This is a genomic window from Gaiella sp. (assembly GCF_057140465.1).
Map to the genome: position 1 here is coordinate 21,173 of NZ_DBNHWK010000026.1, position 21,063 is coordinate 42,235.

Annotated in this window: 20 protein-coding genes and 1 pseudogene; 14 read left to right on the forward strand and 7 right to left on the reverse strand. The window is 72.3% G+C overall.

The window, feature by feature from the left end:
* Positions 1-11: 11 nt before the first annotated feature.
* Positions 12-2,168, reverse strand: a complete 2,157-nt coding sequence (locus AC162C_RS03725) for a hypothetical protein (RefSeq protein ID WP_484096369.1) — start codon at positions 2,166-2,168, stop codon at positions 12-14.
* Positions 2,165-3,973 (reverse strand): PglD-related sugar-binding protein, encoded by a 1,809-nt coding sequence (locus AC162C_RS03730; protein WP_484096370.1) that lies wholly within the window; start codon positions 3,971-3,973, stop codon positions 2,165-2,167. Before AC162C_RS03730 ends, AC162C_RS03725 begins: the two co-directional genes overlap by 4 nt.
* Positions 3,974-4,068: 95 nt before the next feature.
* Here AC162C_RS03730 and AC162C_RS03735 point away from each other — a divergent pair, with 95 nt between their 5' ends.
* Complete coding sequence (locus AC162C_RS03735; protein ID WP_484096371.1) at positions 4,069-4,872, forward strand: ABC transporter permease; 804 nt, start codon at positions 4,069-4,071, stop codon at positions 4,870-4,872.
* Here AC162C_RS03735 and AC162C_RS03740 read toward each other — a convergent pair.
* Positions 4,835-5,659, reverse strand: a complete 825-nt coding sequence (locus AC162C_RS03740; protein WP_462974085.1) for a hypothetical protein — start codon at positions 5,657-5,659, stop codon at positions 4,835-4,837. The genes AC162C_RS03735 and AC162C_RS03740 overlap by 38 nt on opposite strands.
* A 23-nt stretch (positions 5,660-5,682) precedes the next feature.
* Here AC162C_RS03740 and hemE point away from each other — a divergent pair, with 23 nt between their 5' ends.
* From hemE to AC162C_RS03780, 8 genes are all read left to right on the forward strand, one after another.
* Entirely contained in the window at positions 5,683-6,714 is a 1,032-nt protein-coding gene (gene hemE / locus AC162C_RS03745) for a uroporphyrinogen decarboxylase (protein ID WP_484096372.1), read from the forward strand.
* A 91-nt stretch (positions 6,715-6,805) separates the two neighbouring features.
* On the forward strand, positions 6,806-8,014 hold the full coding sequence (locus AC162C_RS03750) for an ABC transporter ATP-binding protein (RefSeq protein WP_484096373.1): 1,209 nt from the start codon (positions 6,806-6,808) through the stop codon (positions 8,012-8,014).
* A complete protein-coding gene (locus AC162C_RS03755) occupies positions 8,011-8,301 on the forward strand; it encodes a hypothetical protein (protein ID WP_484096374.1) in 291 nt (96 codons plus the stop codon). The genes AC162C_RS03750 and AC162C_RS03755 overlap by 4 nt, the downstream gene beginning before the upstream one ends.
* A gap of 72 nt (positions 8,302-8,373) precedes the next feature.
* Positions 8,374-8,937, forward strand: coding sequence for an NTP transferase domain-containing protein (locus AC162C_RS03760; protein ID WP_484096375.1), 564 nt, complete (start codon positions 8,374-8,376; stop codon positions 8,935-8,937).
* Positions 8,934-9,845 carry a 2-phospho-L-lactate transferase gene (cofD, locus tag AC162C_RS03765; protein ID WP_484096376.1) on the forward strand — a complete coding sequence of 304 codons (912 nt, stop codon included), beginning with the start codon at positions 8,934-8,936 and terminating at the stop codon, positions 9,843-9,845. Before AC162C_RS03760 ends, cofD begins: the two co-directional genes overlap by 4 nt.
* Positions 9,842-10,462, forward strand: coding sequence for an NADPH-dependent F420 reductase (locus tag AC162C_RS03770; protein ID WP_462974079.1), 621 nt, complete (start codon positions 9,842-9,844; stop codon positions 10,460-10,462). Before cofD ends, AC162C_RS03770 begins: the two co-directional genes overlap by 4 nt.
* 3 nt (positions 10,463-10,465) lie before the next feature.
* The gene (gene cofE / locus AC162C_RS03775) at positions 10,466-11,215 is read left to right on the forward strand and encodes a coenzyme F420-0:L-glutamate ligase (RefSeq protein WP_484096377.1); all 750 of its coding nucleotides are present in this window, start codon (positions 10,466-10,468) and stop codon (positions 11,213-11,215) included.
* A gap of 151 nt (positions 11,216-11,366) precedes the next feature.
* Positions 11,367-12,422, forward strand: coding sequence for a class II aldolase/adducin family protein (locus tag AC162C_RS03780; protein ID WP_484096378.1), 1,056 nt, complete (start codon positions 11,367-11,369; stop codon positions 12,420-12,422).
* Positions 12,423-12,498: 76 nt separating this feature from the next.
* Here AC162C_RS03780 and AC162C_RS03785 read toward each other — a convergent pair whose 3' ends face one another.
* The gene (locus AC162C_RS03785; RefSeq protein ID WP_484096379.1) at positions 12,499-12,912 is read right to left on the reverse strand and encodes a vitamin K epoxide reductase family protein; all 414 of its coding nucleotides are present in this window, start codon (positions 12,910-12,912) and stop codon (positions 12,499-12,501) included.
* The gene (locus AC162C_RS03790; RefSeq protein ID WP_484096380.1) at positions 12,909-13,673 is read right to left on the reverse strand and encodes a DsbA family protein; all 765 of its coding nucleotides are present in this window, start codon (positions 13,671-13,673) and stop codon (positions 12,909-12,911) included. The genes AC162C_RS03785 and AC162C_RS03790 overlap by 4 nt, the downstream gene beginning before the upstream one ends.
* 56 nt (positions 13,674-13,729) lie before the next feature.
* Here AC162C_RS03790 and AC162C_RS03795 point away from each other — a divergent pair, with 56 nt between their 5' ends.
* Positions 13,730-15,349 (forward strand): sensor histidine kinase, encoded by a 1,620-nt coding sequence (locus AC162C_RS03795; protein WP_484096381.1) that lies wholly within the window; start codon positions 13,730-13,732, stop codon positions 15,347-15,349.
* Positions 15,346-15,987, forward strand: a complete 642-nt coding sequence (locus AC162C_RS03800) for a response regulator (protein ID WP_484096382.1) — start codon at positions 15,346-15,348, stop codon at positions 15,985-15,987. Before AC162C_RS03795 ends, AC162C_RS03800 begins: the two co-directional genes overlap by 4 nt.
* Before the next feature lie 59 nt (positions 15,988-16,046).
* On the opposite strand, the gene AC162C_RS03805 is transcribed toward AC162C_RS03800, so the two are convergent.
* Positions 16,047-16,547: a universal stress protein gene (locus tag AC162C_RS03805; RefSeq protein WP_484096383.1), complete on the reverse strand. Its 501-nt coding sequence runs from the start codon at positions 16,545-16,547 to the stop codon at positions 16,047-16,049.
* A 133-nt stretch (positions 16,548-16,680) separates the two neighbouring features.
* Between AC162C_RS03805 and AC162C_RS03810 the strand changes: the two genes are divergently transcribed.
* Together AC162C_RS03810 and AC162C_RS03815 are read left to right on the forward strand one after the other, a co-directional pair.
* Positions 16,681-17,226, forward strand: coding sequence for a cupredoxin domain-containing protein (locus AC162C_RS03810; protein WP_484096384.1), 546 nt, complete (start codon positions 16,681-16,683; stop codon positions 17,224-17,226).
* The gene (locus AC162C_RS03815) at positions 17,223-19,178 is read left to right on the forward strand and encodes a cbb3-type cytochrome c oxidase subunit I (RefSeq protein ID WP_484096385.1); all 1,956 of its coding nucleotides are present in this window, start codon (positions 17,223-17,225) and stop codon (positions 19,176-19,178) included. The genes AC162C_RS03810 and AC162C_RS03815 overlap by 4 nt, the downstream gene beginning before the upstream one ends.
* Positions 19,179-19,236: 58 nt before the next feature.
* Here the strand turns inward: AC162C_RS03815 and AC162C_RS03820 are convergent.
* Positions 19,237-19,671 (reverse strand): annotated as a pseudogene (locus AC162C_RS03820) (FAD-dependent oxidoreductase); the annotation flags it as partial.
* Between AC162C_RS03820 and AC162C_RS03825 the strand changes: the two are divergent.
* The gene (locus AC162C_RS03825; protein WP_484096386.1) at positions 19,567-21,063 is read left to right on the forward strand and encodes a gamma-glutamyltransferase family protein; all 1,497 of its coding nucleotides are present in this window, start codon (positions 19,567-19,569) and stop codon (positions 21,061-21,063) included. The pseudogene AC162C_RS03820 and the gene AC162C_RS03825 overlap by 105 nt on opposite strands.

Below are 21,063 nucleotides of genomic sequence, written 5' to 3' on the forward strand. Positions count from 1 at the left end.
CCGGGCGGCGGTCAGACCGGGACGAACCCGAAGCCGACGCGCGCGCCGAGCCGTCGGCGGTCGCCGAGGTTCGGGTCGACCTCGGCGGGGACGAACGTCTGCGCCTGCACCTCCACGCGCCACGGGGCGCCCGGCGGACGGAGCAGGATCGTCTGCGCCTGGCACGGCTCGACCTCGACGACGCGCTCCTCGGTCACCGACGCCAGCGCCGGCTGCTTGTCGGCGCCCGTCCCCACGGGCCCGATGCGGATCGTCATGCGACTGGGGACGGGCACGTCGGTGCAGAAGGCCTCCCGCGACAGCGTCACGCGCGCGAACCCGGGGCCGTCGTCCGCGACCGCGAACCGGTTGTACGCGGCCGTCTCGCCCATCCAGCCGTCTCCGAAGACGCCCGTCTGGTTCTCGGCGATCCGGAAGGGGCCGTCGAGCCGGTAGAGGCGGGTGAGGTCGTCGGGCAGCTCCTCGACGACCTCGCCCTGGAGGCGCACGCCGTTGACGGCGAGGGCGTAGTCGGTCTCCGGATCGGGCCAGAGGTCGCCCTGCGGGCTGACGAGGTCGGGGGTCTCGGTCGGGCCCGGTGGAGGCGCCGGGCTGCTCGGGTCGACGCTCCACACCTGCGTCACCGAGCGGTTGAAGAACTCCGTCAGCCAGATCGCGGTCGGGTCGACGTGCTGCTGCCCGACGATCGTCACGGTCCCGTTCCCGACCGCCTCGTCCACCCATTCCCGGTCGGCCACGAAGTTGTCGGCGAGCTGGTCGGAGAGCCGGCGCTCGCCGTTCGCGGCGTAGACCTCGTTCGTGAGGTTCCAGGTGAGAACGGCCGCCACGACCGCGAGCGAGAGCCCGAGCGCCCACCGCGACCACGAGCGGAGCAGTGCGATCGCGGCGAGGAGCGCCCCCGACCCGAGGGCGATCCCCACGAGCCACGCCTGGATCGTGCTCTCGGGCCAGACGAGCACCCGGTTGGCGAACGCCAGGATCGCGAGCCCGTGCGCCTCGTAGTACGGGTACTGGTCGAGGCGCATCGGCGTGTCGACGACGAGGTAGACGACGACGGCCGTCGCCCCCGCGAGGGCCCACGGCGAGATCGTGCGGCGCGCGAGCACGAGCGCGGTCGCCGCGAACGCGAGCGGGGTCAGGTAGATGAGGTTCCGCTCGACCGAGAAGCTTCCGAAGACGGTCGAGATATATGCGCCCTTCAGCCCGGCGTAGAACGCGAACGACGCCACGGCGGACGCGCTGACGAGGGCGAAGGCCCACGTGCGGGGGTCGCGGAGCTCCTCGCGCGGCCGGAAGGGGGCCGCGAGGAGGGCGATCACCGGCAGGACGCCGACGCCGATCGTGAAGGCGCCGAACGCGAACAGCCCGTACTCGACGATCCGGCCCTTCCAGAGCGCCATCGTCACCTCCCACTCCCCCGAGAGGTGCCCCGCGACGGCCATCAGGAACAGCACCGCCCCCACCGCGAGCGCGATCGCCCCGGCCCAGTCCCAGCGGCTCCAGGTCGATCGGAACCGTCGGGCGCGGGGCGTCCTCCATCCCCGCACGAGCAGCGGGACGACGAGGGCCGGTACGAGCGCGACGAGCTGGGAGCGGATCCCGGCGGCGACGATGCACGCGGCAAGGGCGACGGCGACCGTGCGCCACGTCGGTCTCGCGACGGCCCGGACGCTGAGCCAGAGGGCCGTCGCGGCCGCGGGGTAGGCGAACGGCTCCTCGACGACGATCGGCGAGTACGACAGTGCGGGAGCGGCGATCGTCGCCGTCGCCGCGAAGAGCGCCCACGGCCGGGAGACGACCGTGCGGGCGAGCAGGTACGCGGGGAGGACCGTCGCGGCCATCACCAGCGCCTGGGCGTACTTGAGCGTGGAGTAGGCGGTCGAGACGTCGTCGATCCACCAGGCCGGCGCGGTCAGCCAGGGAACGAGGGACGTGAAGCCGTGCAGCTCCCCGCGCCGCGCTGGGAGCCCCGTCTCCGCGATCGACCGCGACAGCTGGGTGAGCTCGAGCTCGTCGGTGAAGATCGAGGGCACCTCGCGACGGGACGCCTGCCAGACGTACAGCGCCGTGAGCACGAGGAAGACGACGAGGAGCGGGACGACGGTCTCGACCCGCAGCCGCTCGTCCCATCGCTGCCGGGCGCGCGGCGCCGCGGCGGTGGTGCTCACTCCGCCGTCACCTCGACGAGCGAGGGCTGGGTCTCCGTCCGCCGGTGCACGAACCGGCAGGGTATACCGGCCTCCTCGCACGCCTGGACGACGTGCGCGAGACGGTCCGGTGGCGCCTCGGGGATCGTCACCAGCACCTCGTCCGGGTCGACGACGGCGATGATCCGGGCGCTCTCGTCGATCCCGCCGAGCACGGTGACGCCGACGATCCGGCGCCTGCGCAGCGACCTGTTGTCGTCGACGAACCCTGCGACCCGGGCGCCGTCCTCGCGCAGCTCCCGGACGACGCTGCGGCCGTGCCGCCCCGCCCCGACGACGAGGACGCGACGCCGCTCGCGACGCCGGTGCCCGTGCAGCTCGGGGAGCAGCTTGAGCGCGAGCCGCGACGCGGCGACGAGCGCCGTACAGAGGACCGCGTCGACGAGGAAGATCCGGGCGGGGAACGAGCCGAGCGGACGCGTCGCGACGACCACGCCGAGCGCTGCGAGCTCCGACAGCACGCAGGCGGCGCCGATCGCGAGCGCGTCCCGCGCGGTCGCAAAGCGCCAGACGCGCCGGTAGATGCGGAACGCGACGAACGCGACGTACCGCAGGCCGAGCACCACCGGAAGCGCCGCCAGGAACGTCCCGCGCTGGACCTCCGACCCCTCCCCGCCGATCACGAGGACGTAGGCGGCGAGGAACGACCCGCAGACGAGCACGAAGTCGACGAGGACCTCGACGAGCCGGCGCGGTTCGAACGTGAGCGCGGCCCGGAGCGACGTGTCGCCCGCCTGGCCGCGGCGGGTGCGCTCGTTCAGGTCGCTGAGGAACCCACCGAACTGGACGAGCAGCACGAAGGTGAGGAGGACGCCGACGGCGGTCACGCGTCCGTTGTCGAGGACGTTGTAGGCGACGGCGGTCGCGCCGAGGGCGACGGCGATGATCGCGAGCAGGGCGACCGCCCTCGCCTCGGACAGCCCGTAGTAGACGAGGCGGTGCGAGGTGTGGTCCTTGCCGCCCTGCGTGACCGGTCGGCGCTCGCGGAGTCGCGCGACCGTGACGAGCGTCGTGTCGAGGATCGGCACGGCGAGGACGAGCAGGGGCAGCAGCATCGTCGCGACCGTCGTCCCGGCCGTCGTCCAGCTCGCGGCGAGACCGAGGGCGGCGAGCAGGAAGCCGAGCACCTGGCTCCCGGAGTCGCCCATGAACACGACCGCTCCCTCGCGCGGGCGGAGGTTGAAGGGGAGGAACCCGAGACACGCGAACCCGACCGCGAGTGCGAGCACGAGCACGGTGTCGTTCTCGTGGACGGTCGCCGCGTCGATCGCGAAGTAGCCGCACGCGACGGCCGCGAGCGTGGCCGCGAGCCCGTCCATGTTGTCGAGCAGGTTGAACGCGTTCGTGATCCCGACGAGCCACACGAGGGCGACGATCGTCGCGATCACGTCGTTCCCGATCAGGTCGACCCGGAGGCCCGCCGCGACCGCGATCCCGGCGGCGGCGAACTGGACGGCGAGCTTCGTCACGGGGCCGAGATGCCGGATGTCGTCGAGCAGCCCCGCCGCGAAGAGGAGGACGGCGCCCACGAGGACGCCGGCGAGCTCCCCGCCGACGTCGACGACGCCGATCGCGACGGCGAGGGCGACGCCGGCGATGAGCCCGAGCGTGATCCCGACCCCGCCGAACGTCGGTGTCGGGCGCTCGTGCCACCGCTCACCGGTGGGGTGCGCGACGAGCCGGTCGCCCAGTGCGGACGAGCGGAGCAGCGTCCAGATGACGAGCGCCGCGACGGGCGCAGCGACGATCGTGACGGCTGCGCTCACACGGGAAGGGTAGAGGCTGCCGCGGAGCACGGACAGCGTGGCGGCACCGACAGGCCGTTGGGGGCACGACGTCCCGACCCCTACACTGACGCGCCATGAACGTGTACGCGGACGTGGTCCGCTACCGCGAGCTCTTCGGGAGCCTCTTCCGCCGCGACCTGCGGGCGAAGTACAAGGGATCCGTGCTCGGGCTCGCCTGGACGCTCGCGCTCCCGGTGCTGCTGATGCTCGTCTACCTCGTGGTGTTCTCGGTCCTGTGGAAGGCGCAGCCGACGGAGGCGGTGGACGACTACTGGCTGTTCCTCCTCTGTGGGCTCCCTCCCTGGGTCTTCTTCGCCTCGTCGCTGCAGTCGTCGGCGCGCAGCCTGCTCGAGAACGCGAACCTCATCCGCAAGGTGCGGTTCCCTCGCCAGCTCGTGCCGCTGTCGGTCGTCGCAACCCAGGTGGTCGCGTTCGGCGCGATGCTGGCGGTCGCGCTCGTCCTCTCCCTCGTCGTCCTCGACGACACGCGGGGGACGGCGTGGCTCTCGATCCCCACCGCCGCCGTGATCGTGCTCTTCGTCGGCGGTCTCTCGCTCGCGGTCGCCTCCGTGAACGCGATCTTCCGCGACGTCGAGTTCATCGTCACGGCGCTCCTGCTGCCGTGGTTCTTCCTCACGCCGATCCTCTACCGGATCTCCGATCTCCCGGGCATCGAGTCGCACCCCTGGCTCGCCGACGTCCTCCAGTGGGGCAACCCGATGACGCCCGTCGTGGAGGCGTTCCGTGCACCGCTCTTCGCCGGCGAGGCGCCGTCGGTCGCCGTCGCCGTCTACCTGCTCACGGAGACCGTGGTCGCGCTCGTGCTCGGCGCGCTCGTCTTCAGGTCGGTCGACGACCGGATCGCGGCGCAAGCCTGACGACGATACGGCCTTCGAAGACGCCGTCGTCGCCGTCGTACGACGGCAGCCCGCGATGCTCGCCCGGCTCGAGCCCCACGATCAGGCTCGGGAGCACCAGCGGGACGCCGAGCCTCGGGTTGCGACCGCCCGGGGCCCACGCCGCGTACGCCCGGCGTCGGCGGCGCCCGGCGACGAGGCCGTTCTCGGGGACGATCGCCGGCCCGACGGCCGCCCACCCCTCCTCGTGCGCGTCGAGCAGCCTGCGCGACCAGTCGGGCGGTGGCGCCGCCCCGGGCACGAGATGCGCGACGGCCTCGGGATCGGAGGCGACGAGCGGCTCGTCCTGGGCGGCCAGTGCGGCCTCGGTCCGGGCGTCGGTGCCTCCGTGGACGACGACACCGAGACGCCGTGCCGGGATCCGGGGGAGCACGTCGAGCGCGACGTCGAGCGTCGGGCAGTGGAGCTCCTCCAGCCAGAAGCGGTGCTCCTCGACGAAGTCGAAGCGGAGGACGTAGCGGCCCGGCGGGCGCGGGACGCGGACGTCCACGTCCACGTCGAGCCGCTCGCCCGGGGCGACGGGTCGTGGGAGCGCCGTCCTCGCCCCGTCCCAGACGACGGGGTTCCCGAGCGGGTCGAGCCAGTGGTAGGCGACCTGGAGGCCGTCGTCCGCGCGCGAGCGCCAGGTGGCGCTCCCGACGTTCTCGACCGACACGTGCGCCCGCAGCAGCGTGCCCGCCCGCGGCGTGCCGACCTCCGCTCCGAGCCACCGCGGAGCCAGGGGGACGGCGGTCGTCCGTGCCCTCATTGCGCGCAGGCTACTCTCACCCCGTGACTGTGCCGCTTCTCGTTCGCGCCGCGCGGCGTGAGCCGGTCGAGCACACGCCGGTCTGGTTCATGCGCCAGGCAGGCCGCTCACTGCCGGAGTACCGCGCGATCCGCGAGCGCCACGGGTTCTTCGACGTCGCAGGGACGCCCGAGCTGTGCGCGGAGGTGACGCTGCAGCCGGTGCGGCGACACGACGTCGACGCCGCCGTGCTCTTCGCCGACATCATGACCCCCGTCCTCGGCATGGGCGTCGACGTCGAGCTCGTCGAAGGCGTCGGCCCGGTGGTCGATCGCCCGTTGCGGACGGCACGCGACATCGACGCACTCCGGGTTCCCGACCCGGAGGAGGCGTTCGGCCCCGTGCTCGAGGCCGTGCGGCTCGTCCGCGCCGAGCTCGCGCCCGAGAAGGCGGTCGTCGGCTTCTGCGGCGGCCCGTTCACCGTCGCCGGGTACCTCGTCGAGGGGCGTCCGAGCCGCGAGTTCTCGACGACGAAGAGGATGATGCTCGAGGAGCCCGAGCTCTGGGGCCGGCTGCTCGGCAAGCTCGCGGAGACGTTCGCCGCGTACGTCGCGTCGAAGGTGCGAGCGGGCGCCGACGTGATCCAGCTCTTCGACTCGTGGGTCGGCGCGCTGGCGCCCCACCACTACCGGGCGCACGTCTCCTCGTACAGCAGCCGTGTCCTCGAGGGCGTCGACGCCCCGACGATCCACTTCGGGACCGGGGCCTCGCACCTGCTCGAGGACATCGCCTCGGCGGGAGGCGACGTGATCGGGATCGACTGGCGGACGCCCCTCGACGACGGCTGGGCGCTCGTCGGCGACCGGGCCGTGCAGGGGAACCTCGATCCCGCCGTGTGTCTCGCCGGCTGGGACGTCGTGGAGCCCGAGGCCCGGGACGTGCTCGCACGCGCGAGGAGGCGACCGGGGCACGTCTTCAACCTCGGCCACGGAGTCCTCCCGGCGACGGACCCGGGCGTCCTCACCCAGCTGGCGGCGTTCGTCCGCGAGCAGACGGCGGTGCCCGTCCCCGCATGAACGGTCGGGCGCGCACCTCCGGGCACAGGGGGCTGGTCGACGGCGTCCCCGCCGGCCACGGTGCCGTCCCGCGCCTCTTCCGGGGGCTCCGGTGACGCCGGGTGCGATCGACGTCGCCGGCGTCGCCCGGCGCTTCGTCGTCCACGCGCGCGAGACGAGCACCCTCAAGGAGCTCGTGCTCGCGCGCGGTCGTACAGGGGCCCAGGAGGTCTGGGCGCTCCGTGACGTCTCGCTGCAGGTCGAGCCGGGAGAGTCGGTCGGCCTCGTCGGGAGGAACGGCTCCGGGAAGTCGACGCTCCTCCGGCTGGTCGCGGGGATCATCAAGCCGACCCGGGGGCGCGTCGCCGTCGGCGGCCGTGTCGGGAGCCTCCTCGAGCTCGGAGCCGGCTTCCATCCCGACTTCACCGGGCGCGAGAACGTCTTCCTCAACGGCTCGATCCAGGGCCTTCGCCGAGCCGAGATCCGTGAGCGCTTCGACGAGATCGTCCACTTCGCAGAGCTCGAGGACGCGATCGACCGTCCGGTGCGCACGTACTCGTCCGGGATGTACATGCGCCTCGGGTTCGCGATCGCCGCGTTCCTCGAGGCAGACGTGCTGTTGCTGGACGAGGTCTTCGCGGTCGGCGACGAAGCGTTCCAGCGGAAGTGCTTCGGGCGCATCGCGCAGTTCAAGCAGGCGGGAGGGACGATCGTGTTCGTCTCCCACGACGCGGCCGCGGTCGAGCGCCTGTGCACGCGCGCCGTGCTGCTCCGCGAGGGCGAGGTGGCGTTCGACGGGGGCACGCACGAGGCGATCGCCCGCTACCGGCGGCAGCTCGCCGAGGACGTCGACCCCGCCGAGCGGAGCGCCGGGCTCAGGGAGTGGGGGAGCGGCGACGCGACGATCGACGCGGCGCGCCTGCTCGGGGCCGACGGCGCGCCGCGGGAGCAGGTGCTCGCGGGGGAGCCGCTCACCCTCGAGATCGACGTGACCGCCCACGTCCCCGTCGCCCCGCCCCGCCTCCACGTCGAGATCCGGGACGACGCGGGCGTCCTCGTCGCCGAGGACGGTGCCGGCCTCGGCGAGCTCGGATGGCCCGCAGGCGGCGGCCCCGTGCTCGTACGGCTCGACCTGCCTCGTCCGCCGCTCGAGTTCGGGCGATTCCATCTCCGGGTGACCCTCGAGGGAGCGGACGGGACCGGGCTCCTGCACACCGTCGACGACGCGCTCGTGTTCGTCGTCTACCCGGACGGCGAGGGGCGCGGCCTGGTGCGGCTCGGAGGAACCTGGGAGCCGGGCGCGAACGAGGGTGTCCGATGAGCTACAAGACCTGTCCCGACTGGCCGGCGCTGATGGAGCTCGCCCCCGAGTGTCAGTTCAAGCACATGACGCTGCGCGACGCCCAGCTGCCGTTCGACGTCGTCGGCCGGCTCGCCGAGCTCTCGCTGGACGAGACGGAGATCTGCTGCGATGCCGACCGCCACGTGTTCAACGCGGCACACACCGACCCGACGGTCGTCTCCGCCCTCGCGGGCACGCACTGGTTCGAGGTCAACGAATGGGCGACGTCGGGGCCTGGCTCCGGCACGTCGTCGCACGCGGCCTAGCGCGTTCGCCTCGACCGCCCGCGACCGGCACGATCCGCTCCCTGGACGGCGCATCCTGCGTAGTCTGCGCGCGTGCCCACCGTCGTCGTCCCGTTCCGCGCCACGGGCAAGAGCCGGCTCCCGGAGTCGGTCCGGGCACGCCTCGCCCGGGCGATGCTCGCCGACGTCGTCGCGGCGTCGCTCGCCGTCGGCCGCGTCGTCGTCGTCACCGACGACCCGACGGGCGTCCCGGTTGGCTGCGACGTCGTCGCCGATCCCGGGCGCGGGCAGGGCGCCGCGGTGGAACGCGCGCTCGGGGAGGTGGTCGGCGGCGCCCTCGTCGTCAACGCCGACCTCCCGTGCGCGACGCCGGAGGCGTTGTCCACGCTCGCGGCGGCGACGGCACCGGCGCTCGTCCCGGCGCGCGACGGGACGACGAACGCGCTCTCGCTTCCCGACCCGTCGGCGTTCGCCCCGCTCTACGGCCGCGGCAGCGCCGCCCGCTTCGCCGACGCCGGCTTCGCGCCGGTCGTGATCCCCGAGCTCGTCCTCGACGTGGACACGCTCGCCGACCTCGACGGCCTCCCGCTGCCGCTCGGCGCGCATACGCGACGAGCGCGACGGCAGCTCGAGCAGGCTCCCGTCTGCGCACGATGAGGATCGTGTGCCTGTGCGGCGGCGTCGGGGGCGCGAAGCTCGCTCGCGGCCTCTACGACGTGCTCGAGCCGGGCGAGCTGACCGTGATCGGGAACGTCGGCGACGACCTGACGGTGCTCGGCGTGCACGTCAGCCCCGACCTCGACTCCGTCCTCTACGCGCTCGCCGGTGTCAACGACGAGGAGCGCGGCTGGGGCCGTGCCGGCGAGACGTGGCGGGCGCTCGAGTCCGCGCGGTCGTGGGGCGGGGAGGGCTGGTTCCAGCTCGGCGACCTCGACCTCGGCGTGCACCTCGTCCGCACCGAGGCGCTGCGCCGGGGTGACCCCCTCTCGGCCGTCACCGAGCGGCTCGTCCGCGCCGCGGGCATCGAGGCCCACCTGCTCCCCGCGACCGACGACCCGCTCCGGACGCACGTCGTCACGCCGGCCGGGCGCTTCGCGTTCCAGGAGTGGTTCGTTGCCCGGGGACACCGCGACGAGGTCGACGACGTCGTGGTGGCCGGCGACGAGGAGGCAGGCCCGGCCCCCGGCGTGCTCGAGGCGATCGAGCGGGCCGACGGCATCGTGATCGCGCCCAGCAACCCCTACGTGTCGATCGACCCGATCCTCGCGGTCCGACCGATCCGCGACGCGCTCGCGTCGCGCCGCGCAGCGTGCGTCGCGGTGAGCCCGCTGATCGGCGGCCGCGCCGTCAAGGGCCCCCTCGACCGTATGCTCTCCCGCATGGCCGGCGGCACGACACCCGCGCACGTCGCGGCCCGCTACGCGGGCCTGATCGACGCGCTCGTCATCGACGAGGCGGATGCACCCGCGCGTGCGGGCGTGCCGCTCGCCGTCACACGCACGCTCATGACCGGTCGCGAGGACGCGCGTCGCCTCGCGGCGTTCACCCTGGAGGTGGTCTCGTGAAGGTCGCGTTGATCGGTGGCACGGGGAGCTTCGGGATCGCGCTGGCCGTCAGGCTCCGAGAGGCGGGCTACGCGGTCGTGATCGGCTCTCGTGACGCCCAGCGCGCGGCCGCGGCGGCGGCCGAGCTCGGCGTCGAGGGCGCGACGAACGACGACGCCGCCCGTGCAGCCGACCTCGTGGTCCTCACGACGAAGGCGGACGGCGCGGTGGAGACGGCGCGTGCACTGCGCGATGCGATCGGCACGACGCCGGTGCTCTCGGTGGCGGCCGAGCTTCGCTTCACGAAGGACGGCGTGCTGCCCACGGACGAGGCGACGTCGATCGCCCAGCGGATCCAGGACGAGATCGCGGGGCCCGTCGTCGCGGGGCTCCACTCGCTCGCGGCGTCCAACCTCGGCGGTGAGGCCCCGCCGGACGAGGACGCGCTCGTCTGTGGCGACGACCGCGCTGCGAAGGACGCCGTGCTCGAGCTCGCCGCCCATCTCACGACGGGCCGCGCCGTCGACTGCGGGCCCCTGGCGAGCGCGAGGGCGCTCGAGGGCATGACGGCGGTGATCGTGAACGTGAACAAGCGCTACCGGGCGCACGCCGGGGTGCGTCTTACCGGCCTGCACTGAGCGGTGACCGGCGAGGTCCGCGTGATCCCGCTCCGGGGCGTCCCGGAGCTCGAGGAGGGCGACGACCTCGCGGCCGAGCTCGCCGTCGCGATCGCGGCGGTCGGTGGTCTGGAGCGCGGGGACGTCGTCGTCGTCGCACAGAAGGCGGTGTCGAAGGTCGAGGGGCGGGTGGTGTCGCTCGACGGCGTCGAGCCGACCGCACGCGCCGTCGAGCTCGCGGGCCCCGACGGTGACCCGCGCCACGTCCAGGTGATCCTCGACGAGTCCGCCGAGATCGTGCGCTCGCGGCCGCCGCTGGTGATCGCCGAGACCCGCCACGGGTTCGTGTGCGCCTCGGCCGGTGTGGACGCCTCGAACGCCAAGGGCCCCCGCACCGTGGTGCTGCTCCCGCTCGATCCCGACGCGAGCGCCCGTCGGCTGCGAGAGCGGCTCCTCGAGACGACCGGCGTCGCCCCCGCCGTCGTCGTCAGCGACTCGTTCGGCCGCGCCTGGCGTCAGGGGACGACGGACGTCGCACTCGGCGTCGCCGGGATCGCGCCGGTCACGGACATGCGGGGCGAGCTCGACGCCGCGGGCCGGGAGCTCCACTCCACGCGGATCGCCGTCGCCGACGAGATCGCGGGCGCCGCGGAGCTCGTGATGGGGAAGGCGCGCGGCATCCCGGCTGCGATCGTCCGCGGCGTCGACGTCGAGCCGGGAGAGGGCAGCGCGGCCGAGCTCGTCATGCCTCGCGACCGCGACCTCTTCCGCTAGTTCCTCCGGCGCGATTGCCTCGGGCGAGGCACCGGTGGGGCGGAGTGCCGTCGTGCGAGACGTCGAACGAGAGGCGGCGCACCGATCTCGCCGCCTCTCGTGCCGCGGGTCGATGCTCACTTCCGCCGGACCGGCGCGGTAGGCTGTCGCCGTGCGCAGGTACGCGATCTGGGGCTCGGCGACGTCGCCGAGCCACGAGGAATGGGTGGCGCGGATCGGGCGCGAGTTCGAGCGCGACGGGTTCGAGCTCGTCGCGGACGTCGCCGACGCCGACTTCGTCCTCAACATGTTCGATCCCGAGGACCCGAAGGCGTTCAGGCGGGCGTCTCGGGGCACGTACTCGGCCTCCTTCTACGAGCTCCGGGAGGCGCCGGCGGACGTGCTCAAGACGAGCTACCCGATGCTGGTGCGGACGCTCTCGAACGTCGTCGTGCTCCACGTCCCCGGAGAGGGCGTCTGGTTCACGACGATGGAGCGGGGCACCTATCGCATCACCGACGATCCCGCGGACGTGTTCGAGCGGCTCGCCCCGCTCGCCAAGTCCAAGCTCGTGATCGACAACGAGTTCCGCCCCGATCTCGAGCCGGAGCTCTGGGACGGCGACGAGAACACCGCCGAGATCGGTCGCGCCGGGAAGCGCATGGACGAGCTCGACCTGCTCCCCGCGCCGTTCCCCGTTCACGAGTACCTGTCCGAGCGCGACCTGCGGCACGTGATGCGCCTCTACCAGGTGGGCGGGCTCTCCTACGGCAACCTCTCCCAGCGGCTCGACGCCGACCGGTTCTGGATGAGCGCGAGCGGTGTCGACAAGTCGAAGCTGGAGAAGGTGGGGACGGACGTCCTCCTCGTCGTCGACTACGACGAGCCGAGCGCGCGCATCGTGCTGAGCGTGCCGCCCGGCATCGAGCCACGCCGCGTGTCGGTCGACGCGATCGAGCACTGGATGATCTACCAGGAGCACCCCGGTGTCGGCGCGATCCTCCACGTTCACGCATGGGTCGAGGGAATCGTGGCGACGGACATCAACTACCCCTGCGGAACCCAGGAGCTCGCGGAGTCCGTCGCCCAGCTGATCGCCAGGGAGCCGGACCCGACACACGCGATCATCGGCCTCCGCAATCACGGCATCACGGCCACGGGTGACAGCCTGACGGAGATCCTCGACCGGATCACGTCGCGTCTCCAGCGCCAGGTCCCGATGACCTGATCCCTCCGCGGGCGGTCGAGCGCCCGCCGCCGTCGTGCGACGACGCCCCGCGGGCGATCTCGCCGCGCGGCGTTCCTCAGTGCGGTCGCTCGCGCAGCCGCAGGACGCTGACGAGGGCGAGTGCGGGGACGATCACCACGTCGTTGACGAGGCACCAGACGCACCACGCGTCGATCACGAACGCCTGGAGCACGATCAGGTAGACCGCGAATCCGAGCCCGCCGACGGCGATCACCGCCGTCACGAGTCGCGTCGTCGGGTTGTCGATCGCGGTCAGGACGAGGACGGCGACGTACGCGAGGAGCCCGAGCAGCGCGACGGGGATGCCCGCGATCACCGCGTAGTCGGACTCCTGCACCGTCTCGCACCCGCCGCCCCCCGTGCAGATCAGCGATCCGGGCTGGTAGTGCACCCACGTCAAGTACCCGGCGACCGCGACCCCGGCGAGGGCGACGAGGGCGACGGCCGCGCGCAGGGCGCGGTCGCTCACCGGTCGAGCGCGTCGTCGAGGATCTGGCGGAACTCGTCGCCGTCGAGCGACCTGGGCTGCACCTCGTACGGCTCGTCGTCGCCGATCTGGACGTAGAACCACGGGGTTCCCGGCACGCGCCGGTCAGCCGCCTCCTGCGCCACCTGCTCGATCTCGGCAGCGATCTCGGGCGTGGCGGCGTCCGCGAACATCGCGTCCACGTCGAGGCCCTCGATCTGCCCGCCGAGCTCGCGGAGGAGATCGTCGGTGACCCACCCGGCGTTCTCCGCGCCCTGGTTCGCGTAGAGCAGGTCGACCAGCTGCCAGGCGCGATCCTGCTTGGCGGCGGCGAGGACGTGGCTCAGGGCCTTGGTCGAGTCGTCGCCGAGGAACTCGAGGCCGCGGAAGTCGACCTTCACGTCGCCGGGCCGCACGTACTCGTCCGCGACCGTCTGGAACCCGGACTCGGTGTAGGACTTGCAGACCGGGCACTGGATGTCCTCGTACTGGAGGAGCGTCACCTGCGCGTCAGGATTGCCGAGCACGGTCCCGCTCTGCGGGATGCCGTCGACGACTGCGGTGGAGCCGGACGTCGGTCCGGTCGTCGTCGCCTGTTCGTCGTCGCCCCCGCTGAAGGCGATGGCTGCGACCACCAGCACCACCGCGAGCACGGCCGCGCCCGCGATCGCGAGGAGGATCGTGCGGTTCGAGCGGCCCCACCCGGAGGAGCCGGGCGATCCGCCCGCGCCTTTCGGGCCCTTCGGCTTCGGAACGGGGGGCATGGAGGAAGTCTGCCTGTTCGCGCCTCGTCGTGGTGCCGGGAACGGATAATTCGTGCGTGGGACGTCACGATCGACATCAGGCGCTGGTCACGGCGGGCATCGCGCTCACCTCCGAGCTCAGCCTCGACGGCGTCCTGCAGACGCTCGTCCGTTCCGCCGTCGAGCTCAGCGGAGCGCGGTACGCGGCGCTCGGCGTGCTCGACGAGTCCGGGGAGGCGCTCGAGCGGTTCATCACCCACGGCATGAGCGAGGAGGAGATCCGTGCGATCGGTCCTCTTCCGACCGGGCGGGGGCTGCTCGGTGACGTGTCGGACGGAAGCCGGCCCGTGCGCGTGCACGACATCGAGGGCGATCCGCGCTCGGTCGGGTTCCCGCCCAACCACCCGCCGATGCGGACGTTCCTCGGCGTCCCCTTGCTCCTGCGCAACGTGACGTACGGGCGCCTCTACCTCACCGACAAGGAGGGCGGAGCGGACTTCACCGACGAGGACGAGGAGTTCGTCGGGCTCCTCGCTGCGCAGGCGGCTGTCGCGGTCGAGAACGCACGGCTGTACGAGCAGTCGACGGAGTGGTCGAGGCAGCTCGAGTCGCTGAACGAGCTGGCGATGGCGCTCGCGGGGGAGATGGAGCTGGCGCCGCAGCTCGCGCTGCTCACCGAGCGCCTTCGTGCGTTGCTCGGGGCGCGCCTCGTCGCGATCGCCCTCGCACGCTCCGACGGGGTGCTCCGGATCGAGGCGGCGACCGACGACGCGGCGGTCGGAACGGTGCTCGGGCCGGGAACGAAGAGCGCTGCCGCGCTCGCGCGCAGACAGAGCGAGCGCATCGACTCGGTGCCCGACGATCCCGAGGTCGATCAGGAGATCGCGAGCCTCCTCGGGGCCCAGTCCGAGCTCGTCGTGCCGCTGCTCGTCAGGGGGCGGCCGCTCGGTGTCCTCATCGTCGTCGATCGCGAGGGAGAGGACCCGCGGTTCGACGACGACGACCTGCGTCTCGTCGAGACCTTCGCGCCGCGCGCCGCCGTCGCCGTCGACCTCTCCCAGCGCGTCGCCCGCGACGCGCTCCATCGAGCCGTCGCCGCGCAGGAGCTCGAGCGCCGTCGGTTGGCGCGGGAGCTCCACGACGAGACCGGGCAGGCGCTCACGTCGATGCTCCTCGGGCTCAACGCCGTGGAGCGGGCGGCGACCCAGGACGAGGCGCGTGCGGCTGCGGCCGACCTCCGCGCTCTCGTCGTCGAGACGCTGCAGGAGGTGCGTCGGCTCGCCGTCGATCTCCGGCCCACGGCCCTCGACGACTTCGGGCTCGTTCCCGCTCTGAAGCGGCTCGGCCAGTCGGCGCGGGAGCGGAGCGGGCTCGACGTCCAGGTCGAGGCGCCGCTCGGCTCGGCCCGACTCCCGCCAGAGGTCGAGACCGCCGTCTACCGCATCGTCCAGGAGGCGGTCACGAACGTCGTCAAGCATGCGAGTGCCCGACACCTGAGCGTCTTCCTCACGCGGCGCGGAGACACCCTCGTCGGGGTGATCGAGGACGACGGGCGGGGGTTCGACCCCGGCGCGCCTCGCGCCGGGGTCGGCCTCGTCGGGATGCGCGAGCGCGTCGAGCTGCTCGACGGCCACCTCACCGTCGACTCGACGCCCGGCCGTGGGACTACGCTACTCGTCGAGTTGCCTTTGCTGTGAGCATTCGCGTCCTCATCATCGACGACCACGCCGTCGTACGTGCCGGCCTTCGGCTCCTGCTCGATCGGGAGAAGGACATGGAAGTCGTCGCCGAGGCCGGCACCGCCGATGAGGGCGTCCGCGCCTCGCGACTCGAGAAGCCGGACGTCGTCCTCCTCGATGTCGTGATGCCCGAGGGGAGCGGCCTCGAGGTGACGGCCGAGATCATCAAGGCGTCCAAGGGCGCGCGTGTCCTCGTGCTGTCGATGCAGGACGATCCGCACTACGTGCGCGAGGCGTTCGCCGGCGGGGCGAGCGGCTACATGCTCAAGGAGGCCGCGGACGCCGACCTCGTGCACGCGGTGCGCGAGGTCGCCACGGGTGGCCGCTACGTGCACCCGACGCTCGGTGCGCGGCTCGCTCAGGCGGAGGTCGAGGAGGCGCGTCGGGCGGCGAGCGACCCGCTCTCCGACCGCGAGCGCGAGGTTCTCCGGCTCCTCGCCCTCGGTCACACGAACCAGGAGATCGCGAAGCAGCTCTACATCTCGGTCCGCACGGCCGAGACGCACCGCGCCCACATCATGCAGAAGCTCGGGCTCGGGACGAGAGCCGAGCTCGTCCGGTACGCGCTCGCGAACGGCATGCTCGACGAGTCCTGACGCTCCGCGGCGTCTGCGACGTCGGGCGGGCCGCGAGTGTGCGGTGGTGAGGTGGCTCCCTAGCGGGAGCGCGTCGAGCCGGACGACTTGCCGACCGGCGGGGGCTCCATCACCTCCGCGTCGCCGCCGTCGCGGACGACGACGACCGGGACCTTCGCCAGCGCGATCACGGCGCTCGAGACGCTTCCGACGAGCAGCGACATCAGCGCCCCGTGCCCGTGCGAGCCCACTGCGATCAGTCGGGCGCCGATCTCCTCCGCGTAGGCGCAGATCTGCTCGGGCGGGTCGCCTGCGGCGAGCCTCGTCTCGGCCTCCACCCCTGCCGCCTCGGCGCGGGCCGCCGCCTCCCGGAGTGTCCCTTCAGCGTGCTCGCGCTCTGCCGCCAGGATGTCGTCGAGCAGCGCGCTCGGAGGGTAGGCGAGGCCGAAGTCTCCCTGGAGGGCCCGCCAGACGGTGATCACGCCGATTCGATCGCCGCTCTCGAGTGCCAACTCGATCGCGGTGTCCAGCGCTGAGGCGGCCGCCGAGGAGCCGTCCGTGGCCACGACGATCACACTCATGCGTCAGATCCTGCTCTCGGGTTCCTCGCACGACATCGGGGCGGGTGCCCACCGGGCTGCGGATTTCCCGCAAGTACTCCCCGCGCATTCTTCGATTGGTCACCATCCGATCGATCCGTTTAGGATCCACCCCGTGAGCGACACGGCCATCGTCATCACCGTGGCCTACGCGGTCGCTGTCGTGATCGGATCCGTCGTCTCGTTCGCGATCTACGCGTCCACGCGCGGACGAGGAGTCGACGACGTGGACACCCCCGGGCACACCCGGCGGGAGACGGCGTGGCTGATCGTGATCATCGTCGCGCTCTTCGCCCTGCTGATGGCGACGATCTTCTTCGTCCCGTACGGGGAGACGGCCGGCGCCGGGAAGCAGATCGTCCGCGTCGTCGGGGTGCAGTACGCCTGGGCACAGGTCGAGCCGTCCGACGTCGTCGTCGACCGCCCGGTCGAGTTCTGGCTCGAGTCGGAGGGGATCAACGGCGAGCCGGCTGTCAACCACGGGCTCGGGGTGTACGACCCCGACGGGACGCTGCTCTTCCAGGCGCAGGTGATCCCCGGACAGGTGCAGAAGGTCGTCCACACGTTCACCGAGCCCGGGACGTACGAGCTCCTCTGCCTCGAGTACTGCGGTGCGAAGCACCACGAGATGAGGAGCTTCTTCGAGGTGCGCGGGCAGTGACGAACGAGCTCGACCGCAGGGTGGCGAAGCGCCTCGCCCTCCGCTACGTCGTCGCGTCGACGGTGATCCTCGCCGCCTCCGGCCTGCTCGGCATGGTGCTGCGCTGGAGCCAGGCGGTTCCCGACGCCCGGGTCGGCGACAACTTCTGGTACGCGATGATGACCGCCCACGGCCTCGGGACGTTCGTGGGCTGGGCGGCGTTCGCCGTCATGGGGCTTTCGTGGTGGGTGCTCTACGCGGTGGGGTTCCCGACGCGCGGATTCGGCCTCGCCATGGCACGGCTCACGTACTGGCTGATGGCGCTCGGTGTGCTCGGCGTCGTCGTCACCACGTTGATCATGCAGTTCGCCGCCTCCTGGGTCTTCCTCTACCCGCTCTCGTTCGCGGGCCAGGGGGAGTGGGGGGCCTGGGCGACGGCCATCTTCTCGTTCTCGGTGCTGCTCGTCGGCCTCTCGATCGTGACGTGGGGGCTCGGGATCCTGCACACCGTCCTGAACCGCACGGCTCTCCACGCCGTCTCGGGGAACATCTTCCGGCGCTACGGCATCTCGATGGGGTGGGGATACCTCTGGCCGAAGGCCTTCGCGACGAACCCGAGGCCCGTCCCGTACGCCGTGATCCCGCTCGCGGTGATCGGCCTCGACATGATCATCGCCACCCTGCCGCTCGCGGGGCTGCTCGTGTGGCAGATCCTCCAGGCGCCCGGGTGGGTCGGCGAGACCGACGTGCTCCTCGCGAAGAACATCCTCTGGTGGTTCGGCCACCCGGTCGTCTACCTGCTGCTCTTCCCGGCAGTCGCCGTCTACTACTGGCTGATCCCGCGCTACGCGGGCCGGCAGCTCGTCGCCGGGAACGTGATCGCGATCGCCTGGACGGTGGCCGTGATCGCGAACGTCCTCGTCTGGGCGCACCACGTGTACCTCGACTACCCCGACGGGACGCTGCAGGCGCAGATCAACACCGCGATGCAGCCGATGACCTTCTCGCTCGTGCTGCCGTCGGCGTTGTCCCTCTACAGCCTCGCGTTCACGATCTACAAGTCCCGCTTCCGATGGACGCCGGCGTCGACCGCGCTCTTCCTCGGGCTCGTCGGCTGGTTGCTGTCGGGGCTCTCGGGGATCGTCAACGCCACGATCGCGTTCGACGTGATCGTCCACAACACGCTCTGGATCGTCGGGCACTTCCACCACATGGCGATGCTCAACATCGGGCTGCTCATCTTCGGCGCCGTGTACGCCCTGCTCCCGGAGTTGACGGGCAAGGCGCTGTACAGCGAGCGCATGGCCTGGGTGCACGTCTGGACGACGTTCCTCGCCGGCATGACGGTCTTCGGCATCTGGCTCGTGCAGGGGCTCGACGGCGCGCCACGACGCTTCTCCGTGCTCCCGGAGGGTTACGACACCCTGACGCGCGTCTCCCTGCCGTTCGTGATCGTGCTCGGCCTCGTGCAGGTGCTGTTCTTCTGGAACGTCTTCCAGACCCTCCGCGGGAGGGCAGGGGCGGCCGCGTTCGACGATCGTGGCATCCCCGTCCCTGCCGCGCCCCGCGACTCGTCGATCGCGGTCGCGGAAGGCGGCCTCGTGCTCGCCGTGGTCGTGCTCGCGCTCGCCGCCGCCGTCGGCGGGTTCCTCGTCGGACGGGCGACCGCGGACGAGGAGGCGCCGGTCGTCCCCACGGAGACGACGCCGCCGAGCGAGGCCGGCGGCGACGTGGCGAACGGGAAGCTCGTGTTCGCGAGCGAGCCCTGTGGGTCGTGTCACACGCTCGCGGACGCGGGCGCGGCCGGTGCCGTCGGGCCGTCGCTCGACGGCAATCCGAACCTGACCGAGGCGTTCGTGATCGACCGCGTGACGAACGGCCTGGGGCAGATGCCGGCGTACGGGGGCCTGCTGACGGAGGCGGAGATCGCAGACGTCGCCGCCTACGTCGTGTCGGCGTCCGAGACGCCCTAGCGCCCGGCCGCGGCTTCAGCCGTCGGAGGCGACGGCCAGTGCCTCGTCTGCCAGGCGGGCGAGCACCGCGCCGATCATCGGTGTGAGCTTGAAGCCCTGCCGGGAGCACGCCGACCCGACGACGACGCCCGTGTGGCCCGAGCACGAACTGCTCGTCCGCAGTGTTGGTGTACGAGAGTCGGAACACCCGCGACGCACCATCGCTCGACCCCCGAACGTGACCCAGGCGGAACTGCTCGAGGACCGCCACGTCCCGGCCCTCACACGCGAGCTGGTACGTGGTCGCAAGCCCTGCGGCGCCAGCCCCGACGACCGCCACCTCGACGTCGACCGACCTCACACGGTCGACATATCGACCGTCGCGCCCCGGTCGTGCGAGGATCGACGCGTGGAGATCGACTTCGACGCCCTCAACCGGCCCGGCAGTTCGCACACGAGCGGCTGGCGTCGGATGCCCGCGGTGGCCGGAGACGGGATGGTGGCGACGAGCCACCCTCTGGCGACACGGGCGGGCCTCCGTGCCCTCGAGCAGGGCGGGAACGCCGTCGATGCCGCTCTCGCGGCCGCCGCTGTGCTCGCCGTCGCCGAACCGACCGACAACGGGATCGGCGGCGACGCGTTCGCGCTCGTGTGGGACGACGCCGAGTTGGTCGGCATCAACGGCTCGGGGCGGTCTCCGGCGATCGTCGGCGTCCAGGCGGCGACGGCGTCCGGCGCACGCAGCGTCACCGTCCCGGGGGCCGTGCGGGCGTGGGCCGACCTCGCGCAACGCTTCGGGCGACTCGACCTGGGCGCCGCGGTCGCCCCTGCCGCCGACCTCGCCGAGCGTGGCGTCGCGTGCACGCCGCGGATCGCCGACAAGTGGGCCGTGGCCGAGCGGGCACCGTGGCCGGCTCCCCGAATCGCCGAGCGCTTCCGGCTCCCGGAGCTCGCGCGCACACTACGCCGGATCGCCGAGGAGGGGCCCGACGCCTTCTACAGCGGCGAGACGGCGGAGGCGATCGCCTCCGCGACGTGGCTCACCGTCGACGACCTCGCGGCGCATCGCTCGGAGTGGGTGGAGCCGGTGAGCTACGACTACCGCGGGATCGAGGTGTGCGAGCTCCCGCCGAACGGCCAGGGCGTCGCGGCGCTGCTCGCTCTCGCCCTCTACGACGGGCTCGAGCCGGGCCTCCACTCACAGATCGAGGCGATGAAGCTCGCGCTCGCCGACACGGAGGCGGTCGTCCACGACGGCCCGTTGCCCGGCGACTTCTTCGCGCCGGAACGGCTCGCAGCCCGTCGCGCGCTCGTCGACCCGTCGGCGGCACTCGATCCGCCCCCCTACGAGCAGCCACACGGAGGGACGACATACCTTGCCGTCGTGGACGGTGCCGGGATGGCGGTCTCCCTGATCCAGAGCGTGTACGAGAGCTTCGGCTCCGGCGTCGTCGCTCCCGGCACCGGTGTCGTGCTCCAGAACCGCGCCGCCGGGTTCTCGAGCGACCCGGGTCACCCGAATGCGCTGGCACCCGGCCGGCGGCCGTTCCACACCATCATCCCGGGGATGCTCCTCGAGGGCGGGACGCTTCTCGGCCCCTTCGGGGTGATGGGCGGCCGTATGCAACCGCAGGGCCACTTCCAGGTCGTCACCCGCCTCGTCGACCACGCCGACGACCCGCAGGCTGCGCTCGACGCACCGCGCTGGCGCGTCGAAGAGGGACGGCGTGTGCTCGTCGAGCCGGGTCTCGGCCGTCACGCCGATGCCCTACGCAGCCTCGGGCACGATGTCGTCCAACCGATCGATCGGCATGCATTCGGCGTCGGCCAGGCGATTCTCCGCGTCGGCGACGCACTCGTCGGAGGATCCGACGGTCGTGGTGACGGCTACGCAGCCGGTATCTGA